The organism is Thermoflavimicrobium daqui, from assembly GCF_003313465.1.
Classification (GTDB): Bacteria; Bacillota; Bacilli; order Thermoactinomycetales; family Thermoactinomycetaceae; genus Thermoflavimicrobium; species Thermoflavimicrobium daqui.
The window spans coordinates 1-2,882 of sequence record NZ_KZ845694.1 but is presented as its reverse complement, the minus strand read 5'-3'; the positions used below and the strand labels follow the sequence as shown (position 1 = coordinate 2,882).

2 protein-coding genes are annotated in these 2,882 nt (G+C 36.5%); both read right to left on the bottom strand.

The genetic code is table 11. The features are described from left to right. Positions 1-179: 179 nt before the first annotated feature. Positions 180-704: a DUF421 domain-containing protein gene (locus DL897_RS17900; RefSeq protein ID WP_166460974.1), complete on the bottom strand. Its 525-nt coding sequence runs from the start codon at positions 702-704 to the stop codon at positions 180-182. 247 nt (positions 705-951) lie between these two features. Further along, positions 952-2,445 (bottom strand): phospholipase D-like domain-containing protein, encoded by a 1,494-nt coding sequence (locus DL897_RS17895; protein ID WP_113660470.1) that lies wholly within the window; start codon positions 2,443-2,445, stop codon positions 952-954. Positions 2,446-2,882: the final 437 nt, after the last annotated feature.

The following is a 2,882-nucleotide window of genomic DNA, read 5'->3' as shown; positions in this document are numbered from 1 at the left end:
GGGGTAGCGTCAGGAAAATGCGGATTTACAACGTTAAGGAAACCAAAATATAAAAAGTCTAATTTCTCGGTGTTATAAGTGAAAAATTAGGCTTTAGTTACTTCATTAAAGCGCCTGATTGTTGAAGACTAAAGTTTATATTCACCAAGAAAATTGATGTGCTCTTATCCTAACAAATTTTATTTAGGACTTACATGTATGCCTTCACTCTCTCGCCAATCTGCGTAAAGTATACGCTTTACATTATCATATCCATTGGTAGTTAATTGGTTATCTAACCACTGTTGATCAAATCCGAGTTCATGTAAATTATCCCATAAAATTTCCCCATCTATAATTAACGATGTTGGGAGGTCTACTGGACTTTCTGGAAGATTGAGATCTGGTTTTTGATACTTGGATTTTAATAATAAACTTATTTGCCCATTAGCTTCCAATATACCGTATTTGACTTCGCGAACTGAAAAGACATTATTTTGACGGAGTATACTCAATACTTGATTTACATCTCTGTCCATAACACCATCTCGAATGATGATGTTAGGATTGCCTAATAAGAGAGAACGTGTCGATTTATTTTTTAGAGTCATAAACTCTATTCCCAACATAAGAAACGTCCACAATCCGATGGCATATAAAAAATGAAAAATCCCTACCTTATCTTCATAAATGTTATTTCCTAAAAAATCTCCAAGTACTAACACAAAAACTAAGTGAAACGGGGTTTAACTGATAGATGGATGTTCTGCCTGTTATGATAATGATAAAAAATAAAGTTGCAAAACCTACTATGACTTTGATTGTCAGTAAACCCAAAAAAACTTCACCCAAAATTTATTCCTCCATTTTATATTTCACTCGATTTCAAAAATCCTCATGTTTTAAAATATTTATATTACAACATGTAAGCTAATTAAAATCAGAAAGATAAATAATACCGGTTTTTTCAACTTATAATAATGGAGAAAGCACGCGAGCACCCTGTTCAACAATGCGCTCGGTCAGGGATCGTTGCAACAAGTCTTCAATTCTTAATGGTACAGAATCAGTAAGATCCCTCTCGAACTGCTCTGTGAGTTCCCTTGCCACATCAGCACTGTACACGACTTGACACACCTCATAATTCAGGCGAAAACTTCTCATATCGCAGTTTGCTGAGCCTACGGCAGCAATCTCCTCATCGATGGTCAACACCTTCGCATGTATCATTCCTTTGTCGTACTGGTAGATTTGAACTCCAGCTTCTATAAGTTCTCCGTAATAAGTACGGCTTGCAAGACCCACGATTTTTTGATTATTGTGGCGAGGAACCAGCAATCTTACACGGACACCACGAGTTACTGCTGTCTTTAATGCCATGATAATATCCGTTTCTGGTACAAAATAGGGTGTTGTTAAATCAATAGTCTTGGTCGCCTGTGTTATACATATAAAGTAAGCTTGCCGAATGACTGGGGTAGGAATTCCAGGGTTTCCTTCCAACGTATGGATATACGCTTTATGCAATGTCCTAGTTTTTCCGGATATGTCCATTTCTTTATCATCAAGGGTGCTCAACTCTGATCCCAATTCGGCTGACCATTTGGAATGATCTGCTCTGCCGATTGAATTGATTTTCGTTACCTCTGATTTTGTTTTCAAATTTGTTTTTGATTTTATCCTTTCCGGCACAGCGATTTCCCAATGAACATCAAAAACAGTCTGCAAGTCGCCTGTTGCTTCCCCTATAATTTGCAAATGAGTGTCCCTCCAAAATCCTACGTCTGGCTTTAATCCTGTATATTCATACCCAACGTTCATACCGCCAGTAAAGGATTCCTTTCTGTCAATCGTCACAATCTTACAATGATCCCGATAATTCCAATTGGACAAAATCCAGGGAAATCGCAGAGGAAATATTGTCCTGCATTCTATCCCTGCTTCAACCATCTGCCGGATTTTTTCACGCGGGAATTTATAACTCCCCAAGCTATCTCTCATAAAACGAACCTGCACTCCATTTAATGCTTTTTCGATTAGCAGTTCTGTGATTCGATTACCAATTTGGTCGTTCCGATAGATGAAATATTCCAGATCAATGGTTTCTTGGGCTTTTTGCAGGGATACAAGGAGTTGATCATATTTTGCTATCCCATTGTTAAACACTTGGACTTGGCCCATTCGAAGCCCATTCACAGTGAAATGCCGTAAAGCATTGGCAATTACCGATGCTGAAGCACCGAATGTCTCAGGTAATTTGTTAGATTCATTTTTAGAACAGGTCAATCTTTTTCGATGAATAAACCTAGGGTTTGATATGCTAAGATATAGCCAGAAACCAATGACAGGTAAAAAAAGGACGATTATTATCCAATTCAAAGCCTTGGCAGGCCGACGAACTTCCCAAATTGCTATGAATAAGATAAAGAACGTATTTAACAGGTATAGATAAAAAATCCACTCCAACTGGAATCCCTCCTTCTGTTACTCTTAACATGTACAAACTATGTAACCAGTATACGTATGGAATATGAAGGGATTGTCTGTTATATATTATGGACTACCTTTATAAGAACTTGTATAAGATATTAAGAACGAAAAAAAGAGAATTAAGGTTGGGAAAGTTCTGACATCAAGAAAGGCGTAATGATCTGGGCACTGTCCTAACTAGAGACTTAGTGATTTTGAAAATTACCATCTGGTAAATTCCTAAATATAGGTATAATTTTTTATAAATTTGGAAAATGAAAGTGGTAAATGCAACAAGAAGTAAATAAGAGAAAACATTAATTTATATTGGGAGGAAATCGTCTTAAAATTAGTCGTTAACATCTTTTTTGTTAATGGTTAATGAATGATCGGTATCTCTAACAGCAGCATAAAAAAAATCTTTGATTTGAAGA